This window comes from Azospirillum sp. (genome assembly GCF_050789165.1).
The window spans coordinates 62,514-88,023 of record NZ_JBOZRT010000104.1 but is presented as its reverse complement, the minus strand read 5'-3'; the positions used below and the strand labels follow the sequence as shown (position 1 = coordinate 88,023).

The window sequence follows — 25,510 nt, the reverse complement described above, 5'->3', positions numbered from 1 at the left end:
GGCGCGCCTTTCCGCCTCGTAAAAGTGGTGGCCGGACATCACTTTCCCCGGGCGAATTCAACCATTTGCGGAGTGCCGAAGCGGGCACGAGAAACTCTGAAAAAGTGTTACACGACCCCGGATAATGTGATTCTGATTTCGGGAGTAACGGGGGGACGACCATGGCACCGCCCGTCAGCCAGGATCGGGTACTGGCTGCCCGTCCCCGATCGCGCCACCGGGAGAGCCCGATGTGGTTTCAAGCCTACTCGCGTCGCGTTCCTCGACGGCTACGTCGATTGTGGACCTGACACGCACGGCGTGCTGGACATCCTGACCGGCAACGAGATGGCTGACCTGGATGCCATCCTCTGCGAAGGCAACCACGGCAGCGCCATGCGGGATGTGAGCGAGATCGCCTTGGCGGTGAGATGCCTTGGTAGATGATGAGCGCTGACCGCGCTGTCCCGTTTACAAGAAGATCCCAAGGTCGTCTCACAGCGGTCACCGGCGGCCCTTTCGGAAGCCGGACCGAGGGCGCTTCCGAGTCGCGTGCCGCCTACAGCCGTGACGAGATGACCTTATCGGCTCCCTCAACCTCGCCCAGCAGCCTGGATGCGGTGCGGAGTGTTCGCGACACCCCGCCACTTCCGGTTCCGGCGGCCGCACCGCTGCCGCTTCCTTGGAATTCGGCCACCTTCCCGTCCACGAAGGATCAGACGCTCCACGCCCTCTATCGGCAAAAGCTCAGGCAAAGCTGCCCCAGCCTTGACAACTGTCCTGCTTCAGGCGAACAAAAAGGGAACATAATCCTGCCTTGCCTGTATGAAGGGACATGTCTCCTCAACCGCCGCCCGCTCTTCAGGACCTGCGAAGCCGCATCCGCCAGATTGAAACGGGCGGGAAGACGGCCGGGCGCGTCCTGCCTTTCGGGCTCCCGGAGATCGACGGCGGCCTGCCCGGTGGCGGGCTGGCGCTGGGCACCGTGCATGAGGTGGTCGAGGGCGGCGATCTGGGGGTGCTTCACGCCGCCGCGGCAACGCTGTTCGTGGCGGGCGTCCTGGCTCGGATGGCCGGACCGGTGCTCTGGTGCCTGCGGGCCCCCGACCTGTTCGCCCCGGCGCTGTCCCAGGTCGGCTTGAATGCGAACCGGGTCGTCTACGCGGAATCTCCCGATGAGAAGACGGTGCCGCTGCTGGTCGAGGAAGGCCTGCGGCACCGCGGGCTCGCCGCCGTGGTTGGCGAGCTGGCCAAGCTGTCCATGGTGGCGTCCAGGCGCATGCAGATCGCGGCCGAACACTCCGGGGTGACAGCCATCATCCTGCGCCGGTGGCGCAGCCCGGCCGTTGCGGCCGCCGAGTTCGGCCAGCCTACGGCCGCCGTCACGCGATGGCGGATCTCGGCCCTTCCGTCCGCTCCATTGCCAGCGCCGGGGATCGGCCGAATGCGATGGCGGGTGGAGTTGGTGCGCTGCCGTGGTGGCAGGACGGGTGTCTGGGAGATGGAGGGCTGCGATGAGGAGGGTCGTCTCGGTCTACCTGCCCACCTGGCCGACGGATCGGATTCGCGCCAGGGCTCGGTCTCCCAGGAACCGGCACGGGAAGCCAGGGCCAAGCTCGGCGCCTGACGCCGACGAGACAGCCGACGAGACGACCGACAAGCCCTACGTCGTCGCCTCCACCGGCGCCCAGCGCGTCATCACGGCGGTGGATATGGCAGCCCACCAGCTCGGCCTGCGTCGGGGTATTCCACTCGCGCACGCTCGGGCGATGGTGCCGGACCTCGTGATTGCTGACGCTGATCCCGATGCTGATGCGGAGGCCTTGCACCGGCTGGCGGTGTGGGCGCTCCGCTACAGCCCGATGGCGGCGGTGGACCCGCCGGACGGTCTGTGGATCGACATCACCGGCGCCAGCCATCTGCTGGGCGGCGAGCGTCAGGTGCTCGATGACTTGGTCGGGCGGCTCGCGGAGATGGGAGTCACGGCCCGCGCCGCCGTCGCCGGTACACCGGGGGCGGCAAACGCTATCGCGCGCTTCGGCCACCGGTCCATCGCCGTCGTAGATGACGCGATGGAGCTCGTGTCCACCCTGCCGGTCGCCGCGTTGCGGCTGCCATTGGAGATGACGGCCGAACTGCGGCGCCTGGGCTTCGAGACCATCGGCGACCTGGAGGCGACACCACGAGCGCCGCTGGCGCATCGATTCGGCACGATCCCCGGCAGACGGCTGGACCAAATCTTCGGCCGCGTCTCCGAGCCGATGGTGCCCGTCGTTCCAGCCTCGGCCATCCAGGTCCGCCGCGGCTTGGCTGAACCCATCAGCACGGCCGAGGCGCTGCAAGCCATCATCAAGGTGCTGGTGAAGGACCTCTGCGGGCAACTGGAGCAACGGGGGCTTGGCGCCCGGACGCTGGACCTGCTGTTCCAGCGCGTGGACGGAACGGCGCAAGCCATCCGCGTGGGCACCGCCAAGCCAGCCCGCGCCGAGGCGCACCTCGCCCGTCTGCTGGTCGAGCGCATCGACACCGTCGCCCCCGGCTTCGGGATTGAGGCGGCCGTCCTGACGGCGGTGCTCACCGAATCTCTGAAGGCCGAGGAGGTCGGGCGCTTGGACGGTGCCGGAACCGCCCCCGCGGCCACCGCCGACACGGCGGCCATCGCCAAGCTCATTGACGTCCTGGGCAACCGGATCGGCCACGATCGCCTCTACCGGTGCGCTCCGGTGGAAAGCGAGGTGCCCGAGCGCTCCGTGACCCGCATCCCCGCCCTGGCGCCGCCAGTGCCGATCGGTTGGCCAACCCAATGGCCCCGGCCGGGGCGGCTGTTGACCCCACCGGAGTCCATCGAGACTATGGCCCTGATGCCGGATCACCCGCCCATGGCCTTCACCTGGCGCGGCGTGCGGCGGCTCATCAAGCGAGCGGACGGTCCGGAGCGCATCCATGGAGAATGGTGGCGCCGGGACCGCGAGGTGGCGGCCGCCCGGGACTACTACGCCGTCGAGGACCATGCCGGGGAGCGCTTCTGGCTGTTCCGGTCCTGGGAGGGCAGCCCCGACACCGGGCCGATGCGCTGGTACATTCACGGGCTCTTCGGATGACGGCGAAGGACACGAGGGCCAGCGCCGCGGGCGCATTCTACGCCGAACTCCAGGTGACCACCCACTTCAGCTTCCTGCGCGGCGCATCGTCCGCGGAGGAGCTGTTCGCGCGGGCGGCGGTGCTGGGGATTCCGGCCCTCGGGATTGCCGACCGGCACTCGCTGGCGGGCATCGTGCGGGCTTACGAGGCGGCACGGCAGACCGGTGTGCGCTTGGTCGTCGGCTGCCGTGTGGACCTGACGGACGGGACCGCTCTGCTCTTGTATCCCATGGACCGCGTAGGCTACGGGCGGCTCTGCCGGTTGCTGACGCTGGGCAAGGGCCGCGCGGGCAAGGGGGCCTGCGATCTTGGCTGGGAGGACTTGGCCGACTGGGCCGAAGGCCTGCTCGCAATCCTGGTCGCCGATGAGGCTGACGAGCGCTGCGCTCAGCAGTTGGAGCGCTTGCGCCGGATCTATCCGGACCGCTGCTACATGGCGCTGATGCTCCGGCGGCGGCCGGGAGACGCCCTGCGCCTGCACCGCCTGTCGGAAATGGCGGCGGCGCAGCGCGTGCCGATGGTGGTGACCAACGACGTCCTCTACCACGTGCCGGAGCGTCGGATCATGCAGGACGTCGTCACCTGCATCCGCGAAGGGTGCACCATCGACGACGCGGGGTTCCGGAAGGAGCGCTTCGCCGACCGGTTCCTCAAGGCCCCGGCCGAGATGGCCCGCCTCTTCGCGCGCCATCCGGACGCCTTGGCCCGCACGCTGGAGATCGTGGAGAGATGCCGGTTCGGGCTGGAGGAACTGCGGTACCAGTACCCCGAGGAGGTCTGCACGCCCGGCCTGACGCCGCAGCAGTCGTTGGAGCAGCTGACCTGGGCAGCCGTCGCCCGGCGCTACCCCGGCGGCGCACCGGAGAAGGTGCTGGCCACGCTGCGACACGAACTGCGGCTGATCGACCAACTGGGCTATGCGCCGTACTTCCTGACCGTCAACAGCATCGTCCGGTTTGCCCGCCCCCGCGGCATCCTGTGTCAGGGCCGGGGCTCGGCGGCCAACTCGGCCGTCTGTTACGTTCTCGGCATCACCTCCATCGACCCCGAGCGCCACAACCTGCTGTTCGAGCGCTTTGTCTCGGCCGAGCGCCGGGAGCCGCCGGACATCGACGTCGATTTCGAGCATGATCGCCGCGAGATCGTGATTCAGTGGATCTACGAGACCTACGGGCGGCACCGGGCCGCCCTGACGGCGGTGGTCAGCCGGTACCGGGCGCGCGGCGCCATCCGCGACGTCGGCAAGGTGCTGGGGCTGACGGAGGACGTCACGGCCGCGTTGGCGGGGCAGATCTGGGCTTGGTCCGACGAGGGCTTGGAGGAGCAGCACGCCACGGCGTTGAACCTGAACCTGGAGGACCGGCGCCTGCGCCTGACGCTGGAACTCGCCCAGCAGCTTATGGGCACGCCCAGGCACCTGTCCCAGCATCCCGGCGGCTTCGTGTTGACCCAGGACAGGCTCGACGAACTCGTGCCCATCGAGCCTGCCGCCATGGAGGACCGGCAGGTCATCGAATGGGACAAGGACGACATCGACGTCCTCAAGATGATGAAGGTCGACGTCCTCGGCCTCGGCATGCTGGGCTGCATGCGCCGGGCCTTCGAGCTGCTGGAGGAGCACAAGGGCATCCGCATGGGCTTGGCGGGCATCCCGGCCGAGGACCCGGCGACCTACGCGATGATCCGGCGGGCGGACACCCTCGGCGTCTTCCAGATCGAGAGCCGGGCCCAGATGGCCATGCTGCCGCGGATCAAGCCGCGGACCTTCTATGACCTCGTCATCCAGGTCGCCATCGTCCGCCCCGGCCCGATCCAGGGCGACATGGTGCATCCCTACCTCAGGCGCCGGGAGGGGCTGGAGCCAGTGGAGTACCCGAAGCCCGAACTCGAGGCTGTGCTCGGGCCGACCCTGGGCGTCCCGCTGTTCCAGGAGCAGGCGATGCGGGTCGCCATCGAGTGCGCGGGCTTCACGCCCGGCGAGGCCGACCAGCTGCGCAAGTCGATGGCCACCTTCAAGGTCACCGGCGGCGTCTCGGCCTTCCGCGACAAGCTGGTCAACGGGATGGTGGCGCGGGGCTACACGCAGGAATTCGCGGAGCAGACCTTCAAGCAGCTGGAGGGCTTCGGCAGCTACGGCTTCCCGGAAAGCCACGCCGCCAGCTTCGCCCTGATCGCGTACGCGAGCAGCTGGATGAAGTGCCACCACCCGGAGGTCTTCGCCTGCGCTCTGCTGAACGCCCAGCCCATGGGCTTCTACGCCCCCGCCCAGATCGTCCGGGACGCGCGCGAGCACGGCGTCGAGGTCCGGCCGGTCGACGTGAACCGGTCGCGGTGGGACTGCACCCTGGAGCGGACCGCGAACAACACGCTCGCCGTCAGGCTCGGCTTACGGATGGTCAAGGGGTTGGCCAACGCGGCCGGGGCCCGACTCGTCGGCGCCCGCGAGGACCGGCCCTACGCCAGTGTCGAGGACCTGTGGCGGCGCGCGGGCGTGCCGGTGGCGGCGCTGCGCACGCTGGCCACCGCCGATGCCTTCGGTGGCCTGGGGCTCCAGCGCCGGGAAGCGGCATGGGCCATCCGGGCGCTGCGCGACGAGGCCCTGCCGCTGTTCGCGGCCGCCGGTGCCGAGCGGGAAGCCGAGGAGCCGGAGGTCATCCTGCGGCCCATGAGCGCCGGTGGTGAGGTCGTCGAGGACTACACAACGGTCAGCCTGAGTCTTCGGCGCCACCCGGTCGCGTTCCTGAGGCAGGATCTGGGCCGTTTGGGCTTCATCCCTTGCGCCGAGCTTGCTCGAATCCGGGATGGCCGCAAGGTGGCGGTGTCGGGGCTCGTGCTCGTTCGGCAGCGGCCGGGCAGCGCCAACGGCGTCCTGTTCGTGACCCTCGAGGACGAGAGCGGGATCGCCAACGTCATTATTTGGAAGCAGGTCTTCGAGCGCTTCCGCCGCACCGTGCTGGGCACCGCGATGCTGGGCGTTCGCGGCCGGGTGCAGGTCGAGGGCGAGGTCATCCACGTGATCGCTGAAGAGCTGATCGACCACGGTGACCTGCTTCGGTCAGTGGGCGCGCGCAGCGAAGCGGTCCCGGCACCTTCAGGGCGGCGCAATGACGCCAGAGTGGATGGCGAGTTGGCTTCCGGTACCCGAACGGTACCGAAAGCGAAAGAAATGTACGACCCCGACCTGCGGCCCGGGTCCGGTATCAGGCCGCAGACGAGGGACTTCCGGTAGGGGCCTTCGCGGACTCGCCCTATGGGGCATTCGCGCTTGTGGACCGAGCCAGACGGATCGTTTCGTTCTACAAAGGAAATGATCGGTCTGGCTCGGTCCATTAGAAGCGCGATGTCCAAGGATAGCCAAGCGTTGCATCATTAGTTATGTAACTAAATATGCAGTTACTGACTGCAAACGACTGCCTTGCCGCACGATGCTCGCTTTGTGCACACTATGTTGACAGCGCTCATACTCAAAGGTACCGTTTTTGACGGAAATGGTGTGGCAGCGAGGCTCTCATGCGCAGAGTTACAGCCGAACAAGCTGCCGGTGAATTCGCCGGATCAATGATCTGGCTTCTCTTTGTGCTCACCCTTACAGTGACTCTGATCGGGACGGTGTGGGATGCTCGATACATGATCCTCTCAACACCGGTTGTGACTGCAACGCTTAGTTTGGTGGCGCTCCGATTTATTTCTCATTGGAAGTGGCCCTTCTACCCACTCTTAACCATCACGATGTATTCTGTTTATATTTGGGCTGTAATTTGGTACGACATGTTTATTATTGGAAATGATGCTTCACGCCGCACCCTCACAAAATACCTCCCATTCGATCCAGTCCGCGTCGATCTCCTTGAGCATGACAAAAATGCGATGGCAATCTTCTCGCTTATTTCTGAACTCACCGTGAGATTTATTATTTTTGTCGGTGCATGGTCGGCGCCGACGGTGCTCGTGCTCATCGCGATAATGCTAATGAGGCGGCGGGCAGCACGTCGCAAAGTTGATATATAACGAACAGATTTTTCTAATCACCCTAAGGCTCAGTACCAAACACCAGCGAGCAATCACCCATTCTGTGTCGGCGATATATCGCGCAGTAGAGTCCAATAATGAGGAGAAGGTTATGGCCAGAAAGAAGCCTGTTGGAAGTTTCACATGAACCGCATTACGTTGATCTTAGCATGTGGGGCGTTTGCCACCCTTGTGGTAGGAACATCACATGCAGAAGACTTTTCTCTGAGCAACCCTCACCGCTTTGAGACAGAAAATGTAAATGGAAAATGCGGAGCAGCCTTTGTCTCCGTTTCCGGCTTCAAAATGTCTCCCGGCGCCCTTCTCAACTTCCCAAACAAGGGCGACGTAACAGTTTCTTTCTTCGGGCCAAACGGGCGAAAGTCAGTGGGCGCCGATAGCTTAGGCCTTCTTCGGGACGGACATAAGCTCAAATGCATAAGCTCAGGAGGAAATAATTATTTTGTAATATGGAGCGCATGCATTGGCTCCGCCTGCAAACCAGAGGAGCAATACGCCATCATTGATACTGCAACCCTGGATGTTGTGGCGCCGGTCATCACTGACCAGCGCAGCAGAAGCTGGACGGAACGAGACGTCTGTGACTTTGCATGCGCCTCTCGTATTCTGGGCAAGTTTGACCTGAATTGACGAGCCGACGCCGAAACTGAAACGCCTATGCTACCTGCTGCTGCGCCTCGCCTGCTATGGCGATTTCCATGACCTAGTGGTACGCACCAGACAGACCGTTACGTATGTAGCTTGGAGCAACCCGCAAGTCGCCCCGGATCTGCCGACGGACAAACGAAATAATCCGTCTGGTTCAATACACTAGTGGCCCGCGCCGAACGGGTAGTTACGTTCTACAAAGGATGCTGACAGGCTGCGGGGCATGGATGTCTCGCAGTGGGCCATTGACCTGAAGCTGGCTCCGGCCGACCAGGATCGGTTGGAGGGCCTTGTCTGCCACGGCAACACGCCGCAAAAGCTGGTGCCGCGTGCCCGCATCGCACTGCTGAGCGACGGCACGCGCCTGAACGGCGCCATCGCGCGGGAGGTCGGCGTGTCGTTGCCGACCGTGCACCGCTGGCAGCGCCGCGTTCAGGAGCAGGGCGTGGACGGGTTGCTGCGCGACAAGACGCGCCCGTCGCGCATCCCACCCTTGGCGCCGGAGGTGGTCGAGCGCGTGGTGGAGATGACGCTCCAGGAGCCGCCCGGCGAAGCCACGCACTGGAGCAGCCGCACCATGGCGGCGGCCAGCGGGATCAGCGTCGGCAGCGTACAACGCATCTGGCGTGCCCACGGCCTCAAGCCGCATCGGGTGCGCACCTTCAAGCTCTCCCGCGATCCGCAGTTCGCCGAGCGGGTCCAGGATGTCGTTGGGCTGTACATGGACCCGCCCCAGCATGCCCTGGTGCTAGCTTCAGCGGCATCGTGGACCTGAAGGCCGCCATTCACCGCTTCATCAAGGAGCACATCAAAACGGCCAAGCGCTTTGTCTGGACCGCCGATCCCGACCGCATCATCGAGAACGTCAACAAACCGAAACGGGCGTTAGATTTGATCCATTAGGGGATAACGCGGAAACGTAGCGTATGAAACGGTCCTAAACCAGCCCAAGCGAACCTATTTTCTTCCATAATACACCGGCGGGCAAATGGCCGCAGGTAGAAGGCATTGCGGCTTAACCAAATACATGCAACAGTTGACGCTCATGGCTTCGCACTCATTTGCTGAGCGAACAGAAAAGGTATTTGGGATGCCAATGCGCACAGATGCTGATTATGTGGAATTCCTCCGTGATTTGAATTCTGTCACCCCGCGACAATTTGAAGAATTTGTTGCAGAATGGGTGCGCCAACTTGGGCGTGGGACCATTTATCAAACAGGCGGTCCGCGTCAAGATTTATTCAATGCTGACATAATTTCCGAAGAGCCTAATGACGTCTATATCATACAGGCAAAATTTGTTAGGTCGGTCAGTCAAAATTTCGCCGAATTCATTGCCAAAAACCTGGCGGAGGCCGAGGTTTACTACGCAGCAAAATTTCCCGGAAAGAACATAAAGAAGGTCGTTGCTGTATCGTTTCCACAATCCCCTGATGTCGTAAACATTCTCACTTCCGCTGGTGTGGAGATATGGGAGCCGGATACCTACTTGGCAGGAAGCCGACCGACCCCTTCAGCAGTTAAACCTCCTCGTACTTGTAGGGACGTGCTCAAAGACATGATTGCCACTCCTGCGGGGCGCGGACGCAATGCTCTCATTTATCAAGATTTGGCCATTGAGCTATTTTCATGTGTGTTTGGGCAATCAATAGAGTTGATAGACAGGGAAGTTTCTGACGATGAAGGTCGAAATAGGCGCGATGCCATTTTTGAGAACCTCTCTCCGTCCGGTCCGTGGTCGGTGATACGGCAACTCTACAATGCGCCATACATTATTCTTGATGCAAAAAATCATGCTGGAGAACTTGGTAAGAAGCCGATCCTCGACATATCCCATTACCTGAAAACGTATGGATGCGGCTGCTTTGGGGTGCTTATATGCAGAAAGGGTGCTTCCCGCAGCGCTTGGCACGCGGCTAAAGAACACTGGATTGGCGCGAGGAAAATGATTATCACACTTAATCATGATGATCTTGATAGGGCCATTGGCCTTAGAGAGGCAGGGCTGGATCCAATCATAACTATTCAGGCTAAGTTGCGCGAGTTTAGGATTGCAATGTAATTTACCTATGAATTTGGTATGCTTAGGAGGTGCTGTGTGAAATAAGTTTTTACCTGACATCACCTAACAAGGTGGAGAGTTAACCCCGCATCAAGGGGTTGCAACAAGTGACCAAAACCTGACGGACCGTGTGGTTCTACATACGTTTCGGTCCGTCTGGTACGGTGCACTAGGAATCGTCCGACAGCCTAGATCAGCCTTGGGTTGAGCTGGGCGAACCCCTCCTGCGTGCGGTACGGGTAGTAGGGATAGGCAGGCATCACGTCGCTCGCCGCATCAAGGCGCGCGATCTGCTCGGGCTCGAGAGCCCAGCCGACCGCCCCCAGGTTATCGCGCAGCTGAGCCTCATTGCGGGCACCGATGATCACCGAGGACACGGTCGGCCGCGTGAGCAACCAGGCGATCGCCACCTGAGGCACACTGCGCCCGGTCTCGGCCGCCACGACGTCCAGCGCGTCGACGATCCGGAAGAGGCGCTCCTCATCGACGGGCGGCCCCCATTGCGCGGTGTCGTGAAGGCGGCTGCCCTGGGGAAGCGGCTGGCCGCGGCGGATCTTGCCCGTCAGCCGTCCCCAGCCAAGCGGGCTCCAGACGAGCGCGCCGACCTTCTGGTCAAGGCCGAGCGGCATCAACTCCCACTCGTAGTCGCGCCCGGTCAGCGAGTAGTAGACCTGGTGCGCGACATGGCGCGGCCAGCCATGGCGGTCGGCGACGGCGAGCGCCTTCATCAGCTGCCACCCCGCGAAGTTCGAGGCGCCGACATGGCGGACCTTCCCGGCGCGGACCAGCGTGTCCAGCGTGTGCAGCACCTCCTCCACCGGCGTGAAGGCGTCGAAGGCGTGCAGTTGGAGCAGGTCGATGCAGTCCGTACCAAGCCGCCGGAGTGCCGCCTCCACGGCGCCGATCAGCCGGTGTCGGGAGACGCCCGCGTCATTCGGGCCATCGCCCATCGGCAGGCCGGTCTTAGTCGAGATCAGGACCCGGTCGCGCCGTTCGCGGATGGCGGCGCCGAGCACTTCTTCTGAGGCGCCATCCGAGTAGACGTCGGCGGTGTCGAAGAGCGTGACACCCGCGTCGAGGCAAATGTCGATCAGCCGCCGAGCATCGTCGACGTCGCTGTTGCCCCATGCGGAGAACAGCGGTCCCTTGCCGCCGAAGGTCCCGGTTCCGAAGCTGAGGGCGGGCACCTTGAGGCCCGAGGCGCCGAGTGTACGATATTCCATGTCCACGTCTCCCATTCTCAAGCGATTGCCGGTTGTCTTTCGGCATTACCGAGCCGCAGGCTCCAGAGCGCGACGGCCAGCCCCATGGCCGTGACGGAGGCCGCCACCAGGGGCAGCACGGCCAAGCCGGGGCCGTGCTCGATCGTCACTCCGCCAAGCCACGCGCCAAGCGCGTTGCCGAGGTTGAAGGCGGCGATGTTCAGGCTCAAGGCGAGCGTCTGGCCGTCCGGCCCGGCCTCCTGAAGGACACGCAGCTGGAGTGGCGCCACGGTGGCGAAGGCGGCCGCGCCAAGCAGGCCGATCGCGAGCACGGCGCCCGGCTTCGTCCCAATCGCAGGCACCAGCAGGACCAGCACCAGGATCAGCACGGCCAACGTGCCGATAAGGGCGCGCCGGAGATTGCGGTCGGCCAGCCGCCCGCCGAGCAGGTTGCCGACGGAGAGCCCGGCGCCGAAGACCAGCAGGATCGGGGACACGGCGCTCTCCGAGAAGCCGGTGAGCCGCGTCAGCAGCGGCTGGACGTAGGTGAAGATTGTGAAGAGACCGGCGAAGCCCAGTACGGTCATGGCCAGCCCGAGCAGCACCTGCGGCCTGCTGAGCACGGCAAGCTCGGTACGCAGCGGTGCCGGTTGCTGCCCTTGCCCAACGCCCGCGGGCACGAACAGCGCAAGCACCGCGAAGGCCACCATGCCGATCCCGGCGACCGCCCAGAAGGCCGCGCGCCAGCCGAGGAGCAGGCCGATCCAGGCACCGAACGGCACGCCCAGCAGCGTGGCGATGGTGAGCCCGGTGAACATCGTCGCGATAGCCGACGCCCGCTTCTCCTCCGCGACCAAGCCCGTGGCGACGACGGAGCCAACACCGAAGAAGGTGCCGTGCGCCAGCGAGGTGAGGACTCGAGCCGCCATCAACAGGTCGTAGGTCGGCGCCAGCGCGCAGGCGGCGTTGCCCAGGGTGAAGATCGCCATCAGTCCGAGAAGCACCGCCTTCCGTGGCATGCGGCGCGTGGCGAGGGTCAGCACCGGTGCGCCGACGAAGACGCCGAGCGCATAGCCTGAGATCAGCAGCCCTGTCGCAGCAACCGAGACCTGCATGGTGTCGGCGACCTGGAGCAGCAGGCCCATGATGATGAATTCGGTGGTGCCGATGCCGAAGGCACCGGCGGACAGCGCGAGAACAGGAACGGGCATCGAGCGCCTCCAGTTGGTCCGCAGGCGATATAGCCGATGGGTCGCATGTGAATTAGAGTGCTGCGGTTCTCAGCTTCTGTGACCTGAGGTCAACAATATGACGCGCTTGGAGGTGAACCGGGCGGCCGAGATGGAGGTCTTCGCGCGGGTCGTCGATCTCGGTGGCTTCACGGCGGCGGCTCGTGCCCGCGGCCTCACGCCGTCGGGTGTGAGCAAGCTCATCACCCGGTTGGAGGCGCGGCTCGGCACACGGCTGATACACCGGTCTACGCGCCGCCTCAGCCTGACGCCGGAGGGCCAGGCGTTTTACGCCCGCGCGGTACGTATCCTGGGCGAGATGGAGGAGGCCGAGCGGGAGGCGTCGGCCGGGGCGGCACCGCGAGGGCACCTGCGCGTCAACAGCAACGTCCCGTTCGGCATGCGGTACCTGATGCCGATCGTGCCAGAGTTCCTGGCCGCCCACCCCGGCGTCACCATCGACGTGGTGCTCTCGGACACCGTCATCGACCTGATGGAGGAGCGGGCCGACGTGGCGATCCGGGTCGGCCCATTGCGAGACTCCAGCCTGATGCTCCGCAAGCTGGGCAGCAGCCGCATGGTCGTGGTCGCGTCGCCCGCCTACCTGAGGGGGCACGGGATGCCCACGCACCCCAGCGAACTCGTCCACCATCAAGGGATCGGCTGGACCTTTCCACGGATCATCGGCGGCTGGCCTTTTCAGCTCGAGGACGGGGTCGAGCACCATGTGGCGCCGGTTGTTGCTCGCGCCAGCGATGGGGACGTGGCGCGACTGCTCGCGTTGGGCGGCGTGGGAATGGCGCGGCTGGCGCGATTCCACGTTGGCTCCGACATCGCCGCCGGAGCACTCGTGCCGGTGCTTGAGGAATTGAATCCCGGCGACTGCGAGGACATCCACGCCGTCTATCTCGGCGGCGCCAGCCCGCTGCCCGCTCGCGTCCGTGCGTTCGTGGACTTCCTGGCAAGCCGGTGCCGCATTTCTGACCATGTCCCCGTGCTACCCGACGGGGAGTGCTGACCTGAACGGTTCGCAGCCAGATCGGCGCCACCCCGGCGACGCCGAGGTCGTACCAGGCAATCAGCAACTGCCACTCGGCCCTATACGGCACCATCGTTCCATCATGCAGCTTCTACATCTGCACAACGTGGATTGGAGTGCATTCCCGCATGAAGGTGAGCAGGGCCAGTTCGATAACCGGACACCATAAATGCTATATGCTGCGCGCTTTCTCTCGCCTATTTTGGAGCGTTTTCAGCATCCATCACAACCTGACGCTTCGATGGCCTATTCCACGCTTCCACGGCAGAAACTCCTCGCGGCCGCTGCGTTGGGTGCGTCTCTCGTTAACGCCACTCCGGCTTTCGCCGGGCTGGTCGAGGCGAAGGAAGCACACGAGCGCGGCGACTTCACCACAGCCGCTCAGGAGCTCCTGCCCTTTGCCACCGCTGGCGACCCGGCTGCTCAAACGCACCTCGGCTCCCTCTACCTTTCAGGTCGAGGCGTGCAACGGGATCTGGAGCAGGCGCGAGCCTGGATGGAGAAGGCTGCCCGACAGGGCAATGTCGGCGCGAAGCTCGGCCTTGGGATCCTGCTCTCACGCCACCCCAACCAGGACACCGATCAGAGCGATGCCCGGCGATGGCTGAAGGCTGCGGGTGACGACGGTGTCGTCGAAGCGCAGTACCAGGTTGCCCTACTGCTCGACGCTGGAATCGGCGGTCCACCGGATCCCGCTACGGCCGCTGAGTGGCTGCGTCTGGCGGCCAGTGCAAAGCACATGGACGCCACGACCCTGCTGGCCATGCTGCACCTGGAGGGGCGAGGCGTACCCGAGGATCCCGAACAAGCGTCCCGCCTTATCGAGACCGCCGCCTCGGCCGGAGATGAGCGCGCCATTCAACTGCGCCATCTGCGCGAGACACTGTCCGCTGGGAAGCAGCCGGTGCCCCCTTCCGCATGGACCGGTTGGGACAGGTGGAGGCGAGCCGGAGAGATCGACCTCGAGTACAAGACCGACAAGGTCATGGCGGTAAAGTCGCCCAAAGCAAACCTGAGGACCGAACCCGCGCCGAAGGCTCAGGTGATCGCGCAGATGGAACAGGCTCGGCCAGTCTATGTCCTGGCGCGCCAGGGCGAGTGGTCGATGGTTGCCTCCCCGGACGCGGTGATTGGGTGGATGAATCAGTCCACCCTAGCCGCCCCTGCGCCAGGGAGCGGCCAGCAGCCCGCAACGGCAGGCGTGCGATCTGCCGGTAGCCAGCAACTCGAACTTTTCGGCGTCTCCCTTACGACAGCTGATCGGCCGACCATGCAACGGGCTCTTTCGGCGCTTGGCGCGCGAGATATCGGCAACGGCAGCAATCAATGGCCTGGGCGCTACAACATGCAGGGCTTGGCGAACTATCGGACTTGGTTCGACCTGTACGACGGAAAAGCTCTGCTCGACGGGGCGATCAACCTTGAGGTCGGATACGCTAAAGGAGCCCGGTTCGCGGTCGCCCGGTACATCTTCAGCAACTTCGATGTCCTCAACGGTCAGCGTCTCATTGAGATGCTGAAGCAGAAGTACGGCCCGAGTTCCGTTCGTCGCTCAGGCTTCGACGAGGAACACGTCTGGCGGCGCAGTGATGTCGTCATTCGAGCAGGCAGCAAGCACATGACCGGTCCATTCCTGGTTTATGAGGTTCCCGAGGCCTTCCGTCAGTTGGAGCAGGAGATCGAAGACGCCCGTCAGAACGCTGTCCGCCGCAAGGCTGCCCAGCAGTCCGACCGCTTCTGAGGAGGGAACCATGGAACGTCATCGTCCGCTTGTCCTCGCTTTCCTGATGCTGCCTGGGCTGGTGACGTCAGCAGAGGCCGTCGCGGCGCCGCGCGACCTGAACGATCTGAGCAACATCATCGTCGAGGAAGCGTACCGCAGCCCGCCACCAAACCCGCCACCCGTTGCGGCCGCCCCGCCACCCGCACAAAGCCCTGTCGCCGTCCAGCGCAGTGCGCCGCCCCCGGCGAGCAGCGGCTCCGCTGCCTTCTGGATCTGGGGCTTCATTGCCCTCGTGGCCTTCTTGCTCTGGCGCAAGTTCGGCACCGGAAATGCCAGGACCGCCCGCGGGGCCGCGGCCGACCGCTCAAGGCCGAACTGGGGCGAGCGCTCGAGCGCAGCCACACCGAGGCTCTCAACCGAGGACGCAGAAGCTGCACGCAGGGAGAGCGGGCATCAGGCTGAACTTGAGGTCGACGAGGTCCTCAGGGGGCTTGGCATCCCTGTTCTACACGAGATCTACGTGCCCCATCGCGGCCACCACACCGAGGTCGATCACCTCGCTCTGGTGGGCAGCCATATTTGGGTCATCGAGACAAAGGGCTGGGCCGGAGACGTCTATGGCCAAGCCGCCGACACCGAGTGGCGACAGGTGAAGCGTCACGACACCAAGACTCTGAGCAATCCTTTGCGTCAAAACGAACACCACCTGGGTGTCCTTCGCGGCACATACGGTAACGCTTCGTTCCGGTCAGTCGTCGTTTTCACTCGCGCCCGTTTTCCGGCTGGGAAGCCCGAAGGGGTCTTTACCCTTGACGAAATCCCTGGCTTGACCGCGCGGGATCGGAATTCCACTCCAGACGAGGAAACCAAACAGGCCTGGGGGGATCTGTCTTCGCAATCCGGCCGTCAATCCAAGCAGGCCCTCCGCGCACAGCACAGCCAGCGGCTCGAAGGGAAAAGAACAAAGTCAGCCCAAAACGACGAACCGGACGAGGATTCAGTAACTCTGGTACCCTTGCGGGCGATCCGGCCTGGTGGCACCACGTCGATGTTCAGTGACATGAACGATCCAATGAATCCGACGGGGTTCATGAACCCTGCCAGCCCAAACTACGTTGGAAGAGATATGTTCGGCAAAGGCATACTCGATTCCTAATATGATTATAGTGATTATCCAAAAATAAGTGACAGTATCAAAAAAACCACCATCAGAAAATCTCAGGCGCTGACTGAAATACTTACTCGGGCTTGATCAGTATGCTGCAAACATTAGACTTGGCAGCTCCCACCATTTGTTGTTACGATCGCGAGCCGATACTGATATTCACACGCAGTATGCGGATTTCTCGGTGGAACACTGTCCGCTTGGTGCTGGGCGCTCCCCGACATAGCGACCGTGTTGTGATCAGGAGCGACCAGCAGTGCCCGGTTCGACAAGGTTTCATCGCTCAACGCCCTACCGACAGAACCATGAGGTTCCTGCGTTCGTAGTAACTCTTCTTCATTGGAGGTTGACGGGCAATCGCGCGAGGGTGGTATCCTGTGGGCGCAGCATAACCGTCACCAGCAAATGCGGCACAACCCGGAGAACGTGATGGCCTACGGCGCAGACATCAGCCGAGCAAACCCGACCTGCTTCTTGTTCATCATTGATCAGTCCGGTTCCATGGATGAGCGGATGGAGACAGGGCGCTCAAAAGCGGAATTCGTGGCCGACGTGCTGAACAAAACGCTGGTCCAGGTCATCACCCGTTGCACGCGCTCTGAGGGCGTACGCAACTACTTTGACATGGGTGTCATTGCCTATGGCGGAAGTGGCGTGGTGCCCGGATTCAAAGGGCCGCTGTCGTCCGGCTTTCTCCATCCTCTCTCAGCCATTGAAGCAGCTCCTCTCAGGGTGGAGGAACGACGCAAAAAGGTCGATGACGGGGCCGGTGGGCTAGTTGAGCAAAGCGTGAAGTTCCCGGTGTGGTTCGAGCCGGTGAATTCCGGTGGCACGCCGATGTGCGATGCGTTGCGTAAGGCAGCCGAGGTTCTTGTGGGGTGGTGCGACTCCCATCCAGACTCCTATCCGCCAACGGTCATCCATGTCACCGATGGACAGTCCACGGACGGCGACCCATCCCAGATCGCAGAAGCCCTCAAGCAGATCTCGACCAATGACGGCGCCTGCCTCCTCTTCAATTTGCACATCGACACGGCAGAAGGCGGGGCAATCATTTTCCCGTCCTCGGAGACGGCTCTTCCCGACGCGCACTCCCGGATGCTTTTCCGCATGTCCAGCAACTTCCCGCCCCATTTGATCGATGCCGCGCGGAGCAAAGGCTACGATGTGAATTCGGAGTCTCGCTTCTTCGGCTATAAAGCGGGAATCGAGGGGATCGCTGACTTCTTCAACATCGGCACTCAAGCTAGCAACCTGCGCTAGATGCCATTATGAACGAGGAACCGCCTATGTTCTTGCGGTTCGCTGACTCGGTGCCGAAGCGCCGCGGCCCGGAGCGCAACGAGGACGCCGCGGGGGGGCATCCCTACCGCGGCATCTATGCGATGAGCGATGGCGCCTCGGAGTCCTACGCACCAGCACTGTGGGCACGCCTCGTGACCAAGCGGTTCCTGACGAACCAACGTGTTGACGCGGCTTGGCTGCGGGCCGCCTGCGGTCTGTTTGCCTCACACTTCGACCGCGAGTCGATGTCATGGAGCGCACAGGCCGCCTATGATCGGGGCAGCTTCGCCACATTGCTCGGTCTCCGGTTCTCAGGTGCGGGCAGGCGAGCCGAGGTGCTGGCCATCGGAGACAGCCTCGCCGTTCTGGCGGACGGCGAGGCTGTCATCGACTCCTTCCCTTATGCGGAGGCGGACGAATTCAGGCAGAACCCGCTTCTGATCTCGACGCTGATGGAGCGGAATGCTGACGTCCAAAACCGGTTGTTGAGCGGATCTGGCCACCGGTGTTGGGACCTGTCGAGCTTTCCAAATCCGCGTATCCTCTGCATGACGGACGCACTCGGAGCGTGGCTCCTGGACAACAGGGAAGAGCGCCTGCCAGTCCTGCTTTCGTTGCGCACGAAACTCCAATTCCGCTCGCTTGTCGATGCCGAGCGCGCAGCTGGGCGCCTGCGGCGCGACGACACCACCCTGCTCGTGTTTCAGTGAACCGCCGCCATGAGCGCCTACCCCACCATCGACCAGTTCAACGAGGCGGTACAGAACCCCTCGACGGCCTTCACCGATACCATCCTCAGATCGGGCAAAGTCCGGACCAACGGCTTCGGCTACCCAATCGCCCTCGGGGGCGGCTTTGCACTGACCTACACCGTCGAGGCAGGCGGTCATCGCTACGCAGTCCGCTGCTTTCACAAGTCCACCAACGGCCTTGAGGGACGGTACGCCCGCATCAGCCAATCACTGGGGTCTATTGGGAAGCCCTACTTCGTTGGCTTCGAGTACCAGCCTGAAGGAGTCCGTGTTAACGGTCGCGGCCTCCCGATCGTCAAGATGGATTGGGCCAGCGGCGAGACCCTGGGAGCCTTCATTGAAGCCCGTTACCGGGATGCGGCGGCGATCGGGAAGCTGATCACCGCGTTCCGCGATCTCGAGGCCTTCCTTCGGTCTAAGGGGGTGGCGCATGGCGACCTTCAGAACGGCAACGTGCTGGTCAACGGGTCCCTGAAGCTCATCGACTACGACGGCATGTACGTCCCAGGCCTGCCCGTCGGACAAGGAACGGAAATCGGGCAAAAGCACTTTCAGCACCCCAGGCGCTCAGCGGCCGATTTCGGGCCGACGATGGATCGCTTCTCTTTCATCGCCATCGATCTCAGTCTCAGGGCGTTGAAGGAACGGCCGGACCTGTTCCAGAGATTCTCTAACGGCGAGAACATCATCCTGACGGCGTCGGACTACGCTGACCCGGCGGCATCGGAAGCGTTCGCACAACTGAGAGGGATTTCGACGCTCGCCCGCGATACGGACAACCTCGCGCAGATCTGCGCAGCGGTCCCTTCCGCTGTCCCGACGCTTGAAGACTTCCTTGCTGGGCGGAGCATACCAGCGAAGATCATCTCGCTGACGCGCCCCGCAGGCGTCGCAGCCCCCGTAGCGGCGGTCTACATTGGCGCATACCCGGTCGTGGACGCCACCGACTTCGGTGGGGTGCTTCGGGCTGTTGGTGATCGAGTCGAGATGATCGGCCGCATCGTGGAAGTGAAGGTGGACCGTACGAAGTACGGCCGCCCGTACGTGTTCCTGAACTTCGGCCATTGGAAGGGCCGCGTTGCGAAAGTGAACATCTGGTCCGATGGCCTAAAGAAGCTGGCGCAGGCGCCAGACGCCTCATGGGTTGGGAAATGGATCAGCGTCACGGGCTTGGTGGACCCGCCCTTCGAGAACAAAAAGCACGGTTACACGCATCTCAGCATCACGCTGACCGAGGCCAACCAGTTGCGCGTCATCGACGAGGGTGAGGCCAAGCGCCGCCTTGCAAGCCGAGGCAAAGCAGTCAACCCAGGCGTCGGCACAGGATCGGCAAACCAGGATGTCCTATCCAGACTTGGTGTCCAGCCGACCGGAGCCCCCAGGCCTTCCAGCACAAAGCCGACCCCCGCGGGCAGCCCTGTAGCCGTCGCTTCGGCTCAGCAGAAGCTGTCAAGCGGGCGCGGAACCCCGCAGATGACGCCGAACGAGGCTATTCTCGCAAGCCTCTCCGGAAGTGCCAGGAAAACCGCCAGCGGTCCAGGTACCGGCCCGCGTTCCTCTAGTCCCAGGGTGACGTTGCCTCCGCCCACGTACCAGCCCCCGCCGCCTAAGGGTTCTGGTATCCCAAGCTGGATTTGGTGGATCGGAATTGGGATCCTCATCCTGTTGATGGGCGCAAGGTGATCTTCCTGGACCGGTCGGCTGAAGGATGCATTCCCCGTAGCCATCTACGCCATGATAGAGCAATATTGAAGGCCCACACAATGCAAGACAACTCCGAAACATTGCAAGACCTCATCTTAAACGCAAAAATTCTCCCTCCTCGTCCCCCTCAAGCAGCATCTGAGATATCTCGAATTCAGAGACTCAATATTAAAAAATGGAAAGAGGCTGACGTGAGAGCAGAGATCATTGATCCGCTCGTTCGGCTTCTTGGCTACGACAAAGAAAGCTATTTTTCACTTGAACGCGAAAAATCTGTGGAGGTATTAGGCAATCACAAGGCACTTGACTACAACTTCACCCTCTGGTCGGAAAATTTCTGGCTGATCGAAGCAAAACGACCAAACTCAGGTGACTTCAAATCAGATGCCCTCTTCCAGGCACTGCGGTACGCTGCACACCCCGATATCAACGCAGCCTTAATAGTGCTTTGTGATGGTGACAAAATTGAGGTTTATGATCGCGAGGTAAGCCTGACGACTTCAGTGCTTCGCATTGACCGCCCCAACCTAGATCAAGATTTTGACAAATTGCGTGCAATTCTATCTCCGTGGCAGGTATTCTTCTTTGAGAAGCGCCGTGTTTTGAGATTGATAGACAAGGTATTTGATAAGGAAATGCACCTCGGACGCATCAAGGAGTTCCGCGACGCAATCGACCGCCGACTTGCCGAGAAGCGCTCCATTATCCTTACCAACTTCCAAGACCTAGTAGATATAGAAAAAGATTTTCTGACATATGCAGACCGCATTAGCAACTCAAGCGTGGAAGATATTGCAGATGTACTGTACTTCCTAAGCCAGACCGAATCAGCAATCCGCGCGATGACAGATCGCCTTATTGAGCACTGCTCACGTAATGCATTTCAGACAATATACCGCATTTTTCCCGACAAAGCACGGGATGCAAACCACAATTACTGGGGCCACGCACTCGACTTACTTATGTCATTAGCGCAAACAGACATTCATGCTAACTGGCTGCCTGGATACCTTTGCCAAAGCGGCAGGCAAAACTTCTCAGCTGCCACTGAAATCCTGATTTCTTTTTGCCTGAGCGGGTTTCGCAATGACGAAATTCGCAAAATAGTTCTATTGTATTCCGCGGCCGCGCGGCGTATCGCCAAACTGCACATGGTACTGAAACAAGACATACGGGGAGCGGGAGATATATTCCACGTTATCCAACGTTTTGCGGGCGATGAGCTATCTTTTGCACAAGCGGTCTCTACGCCAAAACGGCACCTCCTGCTGCTCCTTGACAACATAGAGGTTATGGCAACCGCCAAATTTGTACGGACACACACCAACGATCAAAGCAAGTTCCTTCATGCCTCTGCACACCACGATTTAGAAGAGATGTGGCGGACCGAAATCAACCTGCTTTCTAAAGTTTCCAATTATAGGCAGCTACTAGCCGACCATGATTTCGGTGAAACTTTCTGCACTGAAGGAAACGCCGTGGTATATGACCAGCTCGGCCACCTTTCCCTTTGTATCATTGAGAAATATCCTACTTGGAAGTCATGGGCAATTGAACACAAGAGAGATGATATTGAGCAACTTGCTGCTTACGGTTCGTGGCAGGCGCGTAAATGGCTTGGGCTTGATATTAATGCTGACATCTCTCGCCCCACCGACCGTGAAATTGCGGATAGATTTTTCTTCGGCGATGTGAACACAAGCAACACGCTACGGTCTTATTACGGATGGCGCTGATATGCGGGTAACATCACTCGTGGCACACACTAAGCGAGCTTCACATATACAGCTTCGACCAAGAGCAGCACGGCTCAATGCATTGTCGATCATACAAACAAGATGATCCAGCTTATCTGGATAGAGCTCTCTTCTGACCGGATGGAACGCAGATGAGCAATCAAACTGCCACATCTCCGAAGCCGAAGCGGATGACGAAAAGCCAGCGTGCAGGGCACCAGGCAAGCAAAACATTTGCTGAACGGCAGACAACTCTTGTGCAGCCTGCACCGGCAGTCATGCTGCCCCCTCTGGAGCCGTTCACCCTGGGCGGGACCGGAGCAGGATTCACGTTCTCCGACTTTGCAGCTTGGGCTCTTTCCGACCTACGGGACAACGTCGCAAGGGGACTCCTTGCCGAGTACCTCGTCGCACGGGCTCTTGGAATAACCCCGCCGCCAAGACGGGCGTGGGATGAAGCAGACTTGTGGCTCGACTCGACCCCGATCCATGTCAAGGCGTCCGCATACATCCAGTCCTGGGGGCAGGAGAGCCCATCTCGAATCAGCTTCAGCAATCTCCGCCCGCAACGCCCCAAGATCCTGGAATCGCTCTACGTCCTGTGCGTCAACACGTGCCGGTCTCATGATGCGTTCCGCCCATGTGATTTGGACTCTTGGGTTTTCTATCCGATCACCGGGATGCGGATTGCCGAGATTGGGTGCTCGGCGCTGTCGCTTCCGCGTGTCGAGCAGGAGGCCACGCCCGTCGGCTTCACTGGGCTGCATGGCGCCGTGCGCGGCCTGCTGGCCAACGTACAGCCCTCGTCAGACGCCTCTGCGTGACTGCGATCCTACTCCTTACCAGAACGCACCTGTTGCCGACGCTGGCCCCGGGTCCATTTTGCTGAGCAATCAGCAGTTCATTGGGGCGTTCCATGGCTCGGCGGCGGACCGTCCGACGCGATGAGGCGGCCGAGGTCATTCAGGAGGCCCGGCGCATTCTGAAGGACCAAGACGCGGCGGCGCTCGCCGACGGCGCGACACTTGGCGCCCTCGAGGGGGCTGCGTCGGATGATTTCGATGAGACGTTCGCTGCGGAGAGGGTTGCCGCCTTGCTTGCCGCCGATGCTTGGCGGACTCTCAAGAACCGCTTGGCACAGCGCCGCTCCCAGGAACGTGCCGTCGAGGACGGGACCGCGCCGGTTCATGTTCGGCTGCCACCCGACATCGTGCAGGCCCTGTCCGGGATCGCTCCGTCCCCTGTGGAGGCCATCCGCCAGCTGCTGGTAGGCGCCGCCGCCGCGGCGCCGGAGCCGGGCTCGGAGGAGTTCTGTCGCAGCCGCCTCTGCATGCCGGAGGTGCCGTTGGCGGATCCCGGGCGCTGGGAGTGCAGGACCTGCGGTTTGGTCGGCCGGACGGACTGGCCGTTCAACAGGCACATGATGCTGCTGTTGGCGGCGTCCGCCGATCGCACAGGGTCGCTGCGCGACGCCGCAGCCGACATCTACGAGCGGTTCCCCGGGGGCTTGCGGTTCACCGCAGCAGCCTGGGCCGCCGACCAGAGCGACCTGCCGCGCCGCGAGCGGCGCCAAGCCAAAGCCGAGCGGTCGGCAACGCTGAGCCGCCTTGCCGACCATGGCCTGCTGGAGGAGGCGCCCGGTCCCCGTGGAGGCGCGGGCTACCGCACGCTCGAGGAACCGCCGGAGTGGCTGGCCGACCTGCTGGTCGAGCGGCGCGCTGAGCGCGAAGCCGAGGAGACCGCGCGGCAAGCCCGCGCCGAGGCCATCCAGCGGGCCGTCGCAGAGGGACTCAGCTACATCACGGAAGCTGGAACCGCTGTCTGCATCGAGCAGTCTGAATACGGTCTGGAACTCGTCTTCCCGGCGGCGCCCGCGGTCGAAATCCGGGAGGCCATGAAACTCGATGGCGACTGCCGCTGGGACCCCGACCGGCGGCGCTGGCTCCGCATGCGGCCGGTCGCATCCGTCGAGTCGTGGTTGGCCAAGGCGATCGAAGCCGGTGCGACTGTGTTGCCGCGCCAGCCCTGAGACAACGCCGACCATGCAGGACAACAACCACCGCCCGCGCGGCGCTGTCCGCACTGGTGCCTTTCGGTCTTACTCCCACACCTGCGGCACGCCATAGCGCTCGCCCAAGCCGCGGCGGTGGAGCTCCGCGCAGATGTCGAAAATCATCTCAAACGGCGGGTTGCCGTCGGCGGGTTTGCCGAGGGCGTAGACGGCGTCCTGGGTGCGGGCCAGCATCTGGTCCAGGTCGAGGGTCTGAACGCCGGATGTCCGCCGCAGCTTCCCCGTCTCTGAGTTCTCGCCGTACAGGAGCAACAGGTACCGATCCTCAACGAGGTCGCGCAGTACGACAGCCCACCAGCCGTCGAGCGTCGCCACCACCGCCGCATCAGCATCGATCAAGCCATCGACGACCGCAAGCTCCTCGGCGGTCGCCAGACCGACCTCGAGCTCGTCACGGCGACGTCGGATAATGTCGCTGAGCGACGAGGGGATCTGTTGCCGCAGGTCGTCCGTCATGTCGGCACCCTTGCTTGCCCGATTTCCATCCCAAACAGCCACGGTCACCGTTCGTCCAGCGATACCTTGTGGTCCTTCGCCGACATCAACGCCGACCTCAGCAGCTGCCCGCCGGGACCATCCCTGCCAAATCGTCGTGGCGCAGGTCCCTGCCCTTGGAAGGCCCCCCGCGCCTCACGAGTTCGGCGGCGGCGCCAACGCAGACCTCAGCGATCTCCGCCCTCGCCTCCTCCTCATCGGCCGGGTAGGTGCGCTTCTCCGGCGCCGTCACCATGGCCCACTCCGCGTCGCCGACCATGCGCATCCAGGTACCGCGCCCGTCCACGCCGGAACGGAATTCAGCGGCCGCCGCCACGGCATCGTCTTCCGAGGTCAACAGCATCGTCCATCGCCAGCCGGACACCCCATGCCGAGTGATGGACAAACGGATGCTGAGGTGTTGGTTTCCCTCGGTGCTCACTGGACTCTCCTGGCCTGCGCGGACCGGAAAGTCAGTGATCAGACGTTAACAACCCCCCTATCGGCCCGTACCACGCCATTGTCGGCAACGACCTTCTGGCCCAGGTGAACGGCGACACTGCTTCCACTGCCCGGCCTGTCACGCCGAAAGCAAAGGCTGTCGTCAGCGCTGGAAGGCACAGGCGCCCCCTCGGATTTCGGCAAGGGCGCGGTGTGCTTCAACATGGAGCGGGGCGCGACGGCTGAGGGAATCAACGAGGCGGTCCGACGGCTTGCCTGTCTGTGAGCGGGACAGTCTTCTTCCCCGCACCGCTCGCCGAACATCAACCTGGCCAGCCATGGGCTGCATGGCTGGCCGTCCTGCCCGCATCAGGCCGCCTTCTTGCGACCGAGGCCGATCTGCTTGGCAAACTCGCTGCGTCGCGCGGCATAGCTCGGAGCCACCATGGGGTACTCGGCGGGAAGCCCCCACTTGGCCCGGTACTCCTCGGGCGACATCCCGTAGGTGGTCCGAAGGTAGCGCTTCAGCATCTTCAGCTTCTTGCCGTCTTCCAAGCAGACGATGTAGTCCGGCGTGACCGACCTGCGGATCGAAACCGCAGGCTCCTGCTTCTGCTTCTGCTCAACGGGAGCCGTCGGCTGCCCGAGCTGAGAGAGAGTCGAATGAACAACACGGATCATCTCCGGAAGTTCGTTCGGCTGGACACGGTTCGCGCTCACGTACGCAGCAACGATCGCCGCGGTCATCGAGGTAACGTCAGCAGCTTGGTCAGGAAGGTTGATCTTCGAATCCATAACAGGCCTCTCTTTCATGCCTCACGTTTGCGATGA

The 25,510-nt window shown here is 62.6% G+C and carries 23 protein-coding genes; 18 read left to right on the top strand and 5 right to left on the bottom strand.

Annotation, left to right across the window (positions count from 1 at the left end):
- Positions 1–300 precede the first annotated feature (300 nt).
- The 9 genes from ACRWK7_RS23485 to ACRWK7_RS23445 all read left to right on the top strand — a co-directional run bounded on the left by ACRWK7_RS23485 (position 301) and on the right by ACRWK7_RS23445 (position 9,859).
- Positions 301–426, top strand: a complete 126-nt coding sequence (locus tag ACRWK7_RS23485) for a hypothetical protein (protein WP_431858741.1) — start codon at positions 301–303, stop codon at positions 424–426.
- 388 nt (positions 427–814) lie between these two features.
- Entirely contained in the window at positions 815–1,606 is a 792-nt protein-coding gene (locus ACRWK7_RS23480) for an ImuA family protein (protein WP_431858740.1), read from the top strand.
- Entirely contained in the window at positions 1,494–3,080 is a 1,587-nt protein-coding gene (locus ACRWK7_RS23475; RefSeq protein ID WP_431858739.1) for a Y-family DNA polymerase, read from the top strand. Before ACRWK7_RS23480 ends, ACRWK7_RS23475 begins: the two co-directional genes overlap by 113 nt.
- Positions 3,077–6,349: an error-prone DNA polymerase gene (locus ACRWK7_RS23470; RefSeq protein WP_431858738.1), complete on the top strand. Its 3,273-nt coding sequence runs from the start codon at positions 3,077–3,079 to the stop codon at positions 6,347–6,349. Before ACRWK7_RS23475 ends, ACRWK7_RS23470 begins: the two co-directional genes overlap by 4 nt.
- A gap of 281 nt (positions 6,350–6,630) precedes the next feature.
- The gene (locus tag ACRWK7_RS23465; RefSeq protein WP_431858737.1) at positions 6,631–7,128 is read left to right on the top strand and encodes a hypothetical protein; all 498 of its coding nucleotides are present in this window, start codon (positions 6,631–6,633) and stop codon (positions 7,126–7,128) included.
- Between the two features lie 144 nt (positions 7,129–7,272).
- A complete protein-coding gene (locus ACRWK7_RS23460) occupies positions 7,273–7,779 on the top strand; it encodes a hypothetical protein (RefSeq protein WP_431858736.1) in 507 nt (168 codons plus the stop codon).
- A gap of 241 nt (positions 7,780–8,020) precedes the next feature.
- Positions 8,021–8,572, top strand: a complete 552-nt coding sequence (locus tag ACRWK7_RS23455) for an IS630 family transposase (protein ID WP_431858735.1) — start codon at positions 8,021–8,023, stop codon at positions 8,570–8,572.
- Entirely contained in the window at positions 8,563–8,700 is a 138-nt protein-coding gene (locus tag ACRWK7_RS23450) for a hypothetical protein (RefSeq protein WP_431858734.1), read from the top strand. Before ACRWK7_RS23455 ends, ACRWK7_RS23450 begins: the two co-directional genes overlap by 10 nt.
- A gap of 124 nt (positions 8,701–8,824) precedes the next feature.
- Positions 8,825–9,859, top strand: a complete 1,035-nt coding sequence (locus tag ACRWK7_RS23445) for a hypothetical protein (protein ID WP_431858733.1) — start codon at positions 8,825–8,827, stop codon at positions 9,857–9,859.
- Between the two features lie 188 nt (positions 9,860–10,047).
- On the opposite strand, the gene ACRWK7_RS23440 is transcribed toward ACRWK7_RS23445, so the two are convergent.
- Positions 10,048–11,082 carry an aldo/keto reductase gene (locus ACRWK7_RS23440; protein WP_431858732.1) on the bottom strand — a complete coding sequence of 345 codons (1,035 nt, stop codon included), beginning with the start codon at positions 11,080–11,082 and terminating at the stop codon, positions 10,048–10,050.
- A gap of 17 nt (positions 11,083–11,099) precedes the next feature.
- Positions 11,100–12,272 carry an MFS transporter gene (locus tag ACRWK7_RS23435; RefSeq protein ID WP_431858731.1) on the bottom strand — a complete coding sequence of 391 codons (1,173 nt, stop codon included), beginning with the start codon at positions 12,270–12,272 and terminating at the stop codon, positions 11,100–11,102.
- A gap of 97 nt (positions 12,273–12,369) precedes the next feature.
- Here ACRWK7_RS23435 and ACRWK7_RS23430 point away from each other — a divergent pair, with 97 nt between their 5' ends.
- From ACRWK7_RS23430 to ACRWK7_RS23390, 9 genes are all read left to right on the top strand, one after another.
- Positions 12,370–13,308: a LysR family transcriptional regulator gene (locus ACRWK7_RS23430; protein WP_431858730.1), complete on the top strand. Its 939-nt coding sequence runs from the start codon at positions 12,370–12,372 to the stop codon at positions 13,306–13,308.
- Between the two features lie 262 nt (positions 13,309–13,570).
- Complete coding sequence (locus tag ACRWK7_RS23425) at positions 13,571–15,070, top strand: SH3 domain-containing protein (RefSeq protein ID WP_431858729.1); 1,500 nt, start codon at positions 13,571–13,573, stop codon at positions 15,068–15,070.
- Positions 15,071–15,080: 10 nt separating this feature from the next.
- Entirely contained in the window at positions 15,081–16,208 is a 1,128-nt protein-coding gene (locus tag ACRWK7_RS23420) for a nuclease-related domain-containing protein (protein WP_431858728.1), read from the top strand.
- Between the two features lie 438 nt (positions 16,209–16,646).
- Positions 16,647–17,480 (top strand): vWA domain-containing protein, encoded by an 834-nt coding sequence (locus ACRWK7_RS23415; protein ID WP_431858727.1) that lies wholly within the window; start codon positions 16,647–16,649, stop codon positions 17,478–17,480.
- 26 nt (positions 17,481–17,506) lie between these two features.
- The gene (locus ACRWK7_RS23410) at positions 17,507–18,211 is read left to right on the top strand and encodes a hypothetical protein (RefSeq protein ID WP_431858726.1); all 705 of its coding nucleotides are present in this window, start codon (positions 17,507–17,509) and stop codon (positions 18,209–18,211) included.
- A gap of 9 nt (positions 18,212–18,220) precedes the next feature.
- A complete protein-coding gene (locus ACRWK7_RS23405) occupies positions 18,221–19,936 on the top strand; it encodes a hypothetical protein (protein ID WP_431858725.1) in 1,716 nt (571 codons plus the stop codon).
- 80 nt (positions 19,937–20,016) lie between these two features.
- Positions 20,017–21,693 carry a hypothetical protein gene (locus ACRWK7_RS23400; RefSeq protein ID WP_431858724.1) on the top strand — a complete coding sequence of 559 codons (1,677 nt, stop codon included), beginning with the start codon at positions 20,017–20,019 and terminating at the stop codon, positions 21,691–21,693.
- Between the two features lie 152 nt (positions 21,694–21,845).
- Positions 21,846–22,517: a hypothetical protein gene (locus ACRWK7_RS23395; RefSeq protein WP_431858723.1), complete on the top strand. Its 672-nt coding sequence runs from the start codon at positions 21,846–21,848 to the stop codon at positions 22,515–22,517.
- 92 nt (positions 22,518–22,609) lie between these two features.
- Positions 22,610–23,722, top strand: coding sequence for a hypothetical protein (locus ACRWK7_RS23390; RefSeq protein WP_431858722.1), 1,113 nt, complete (start codon positions 22,610–22,612; stop codon positions 23,720–23,722).
- A gap of 69 nt (positions 23,723–23,791) precedes the next feature.
- Here ACRWK7_RS23390 and ACRWK7_RS23385 read toward each other — a convergent pair whose 3' ends face one another.
- From ACRWK7_RS23385 to ACRWK7_RS23375, 3 genes are all read right to left on the bottom strand, one after another.
- Positions 23,792–24,220: a hypothetical protein gene (locus ACRWK7_RS23385; protein WP_431858721.1), complete on the bottom strand. Its 429-nt coding sequence runs from the start codon at positions 24,218–24,220 to the stop codon at positions 23,792–23,794.
- Between the two features lie 97 nt (positions 24,221–24,317).
- The gene (locus ACRWK7_RS23380; RefSeq protein ID WP_431858720.1) at positions 24,318–24,680 is read right to left on the bottom strand and encodes a hypothetical protein; all 363 of its coding nucleotides are present in this window, start codon (positions 24,678–24,680) and stop codon (positions 24,318–24,320) included.
- Between the two features lie 368 nt (positions 24,681–25,048).
- Positions 25,049–25,474, bottom strand: coding sequence for a MucR family transcriptional regulator (locus ACRWK7_RS23375; RefSeq protein WP_431858719.1), 426 nt, complete (start codon positions 25,472–25,474; stop codon positions 25,049–25,051).
- Between the last annotated feature and the right edge of the window lie 36 nt (positions 25,475–25,510).

Bases quoted from the DNA above. Each gene is read 5' to 3' on its own strand.
- ACRWK7_RS23475 (WP_431858739.1), top strand. From the start codon at position 1,494: ATGAGGAGGGTCGTCTCGGTCTACCTGCCCACCTGGCCGACGGATCGG.
- ACRWK7_RS23425 (WP_431858729.1), top strand. From the start codon at position 13,571: ATGGCCTATTCCACGCTTCCACGGCAGAAACTCCTCGCGGCCGCTGCG.
- ACRWK7_RS23420 (WP_431858728.1), top strand. From the start codon at position 15,081: ATGGAACGTCATCGTCCGCTTGTCCTCGCTTTCCTGATGCTGCCTGGG.
- ACRWK7_RS23400 (WP_431858724.1), top strand. From the start codon at position 20,017: ATGCAAGACAACTCCGAAACATTGCAAGACCTCATCTTAAACGCAAAA.
- ACRWK7_RS23460 (WP_431858736.1), top strand. From the start codon at position 7,273: ATGAACCGCATTACGTTGATCTTAGCATGTGGGGCGTTTGCCACCCTT.
- ACRWK7_RS23410 (WP_431858726.1), top strand. From the start codon at position 17,507: ATGTTCTTGCGGTTCGCTGACTCGGTGCCGAAGCGCCGCGGCCCGGAG.
- ACRWK7_RS23435 (WP_431858731.1), bottom strand. From the start codon at position 12,272: ATGCCCGTTCCTGTTCTCGCGCTGTCCGCCGGTGCCTTCGGCATCGGC.
- ACRWK7_RS23445 (WP_431858733.1), top strand. From the start codon at position 8,825: ATGCAACAGTTGACGCTCATGGCTTCGCACTCATTTGCTGAGCGAACA.
- ACRWK7_RS23375 (WP_431858719.1), bottom strand. From the start codon at position 25,474: ATGGATTCGAAGATCAACCTTCCTGACCAAGCTGCTGACGTTACCTCG.
- ACRWK7_RS23430 (WP_431858730.1), top strand. From the start codon at position 12,370: ATGACGCGCTTGGAGGTGAACCGGGCGGCCGAGATGGAGGTCTTCGCG.
- ACRWK7_RS23440 (WP_431858732.1), bottom strand. From the start codon at position 11,082: ATGGAATATCGTACACTCGGCGCCTCGGGCCTCAAGGTGCCCGCCCTC.
- ACRWK7_RS23405 (WP_431858725.1), top strand. From the start codon at position 18,221: ATGAGCGCCTACCCCACCATCGACCAGTTCAACGAGGCGGTACAGAAC.
- ACRWK7_RS23470 (WP_431858738.1), top strand. From the start codon at position 3,077: ATGACGGCGAAGGACACGAGGGCCAGCGCCGCGGGCGCATTCTACGCC.
- ACRWK7_RS23455 (WP_431858735.1), top strand. From the start codon at position 8,021: ATGGATGTCTCGCAGTGGGCCATTGACCTGAAGCTGGCTCCGGCCGAC.
- ACRWK7_RS23465 (WP_431858737.1), top strand. From the start codon at position 6,631: ATGCGCAGAGTTACAGCCGAACAAGCTGCCGGTGAATTCGCCGGATCA.
- ACRWK7_RS23385 (WP_431858721.1), bottom strand. From the start codon at position 24,220: ATGACGGACGACCTGCGGCAACAGATCCCCTCGTCGCTCAGCGACATT.
- ACRWK7_RS23395 (WP_431858723.1), top strand. From the start codon at position 21,846: ATGAGCAATCAAACTGCCACATCTCCGAAGCCGAAGCGGATGACGAAA.
- ACRWK7_RS23480 (WP_431858740.1), top strand. From the start codon at position 815: ATGTCTCCTCAACCGCCGCCCGCTCTTCAGGACCTGCGAAGCCGCATC.
- ACRWK7_RS23390 (WP_431858722.1), top strand. From the start codon at position 22,610: ATGGCTCGGCGGCGGACCGTCCGACGCGATGAGGCGGCCGAGGTCATT.
- ACRWK7_RS23415 (WP_431858727.1), top strand. From the start codon at position 16,647: ATGGCCTACGGCGCAGACATCAGCCGAGCAAACCCGACCTGCTTCTTG.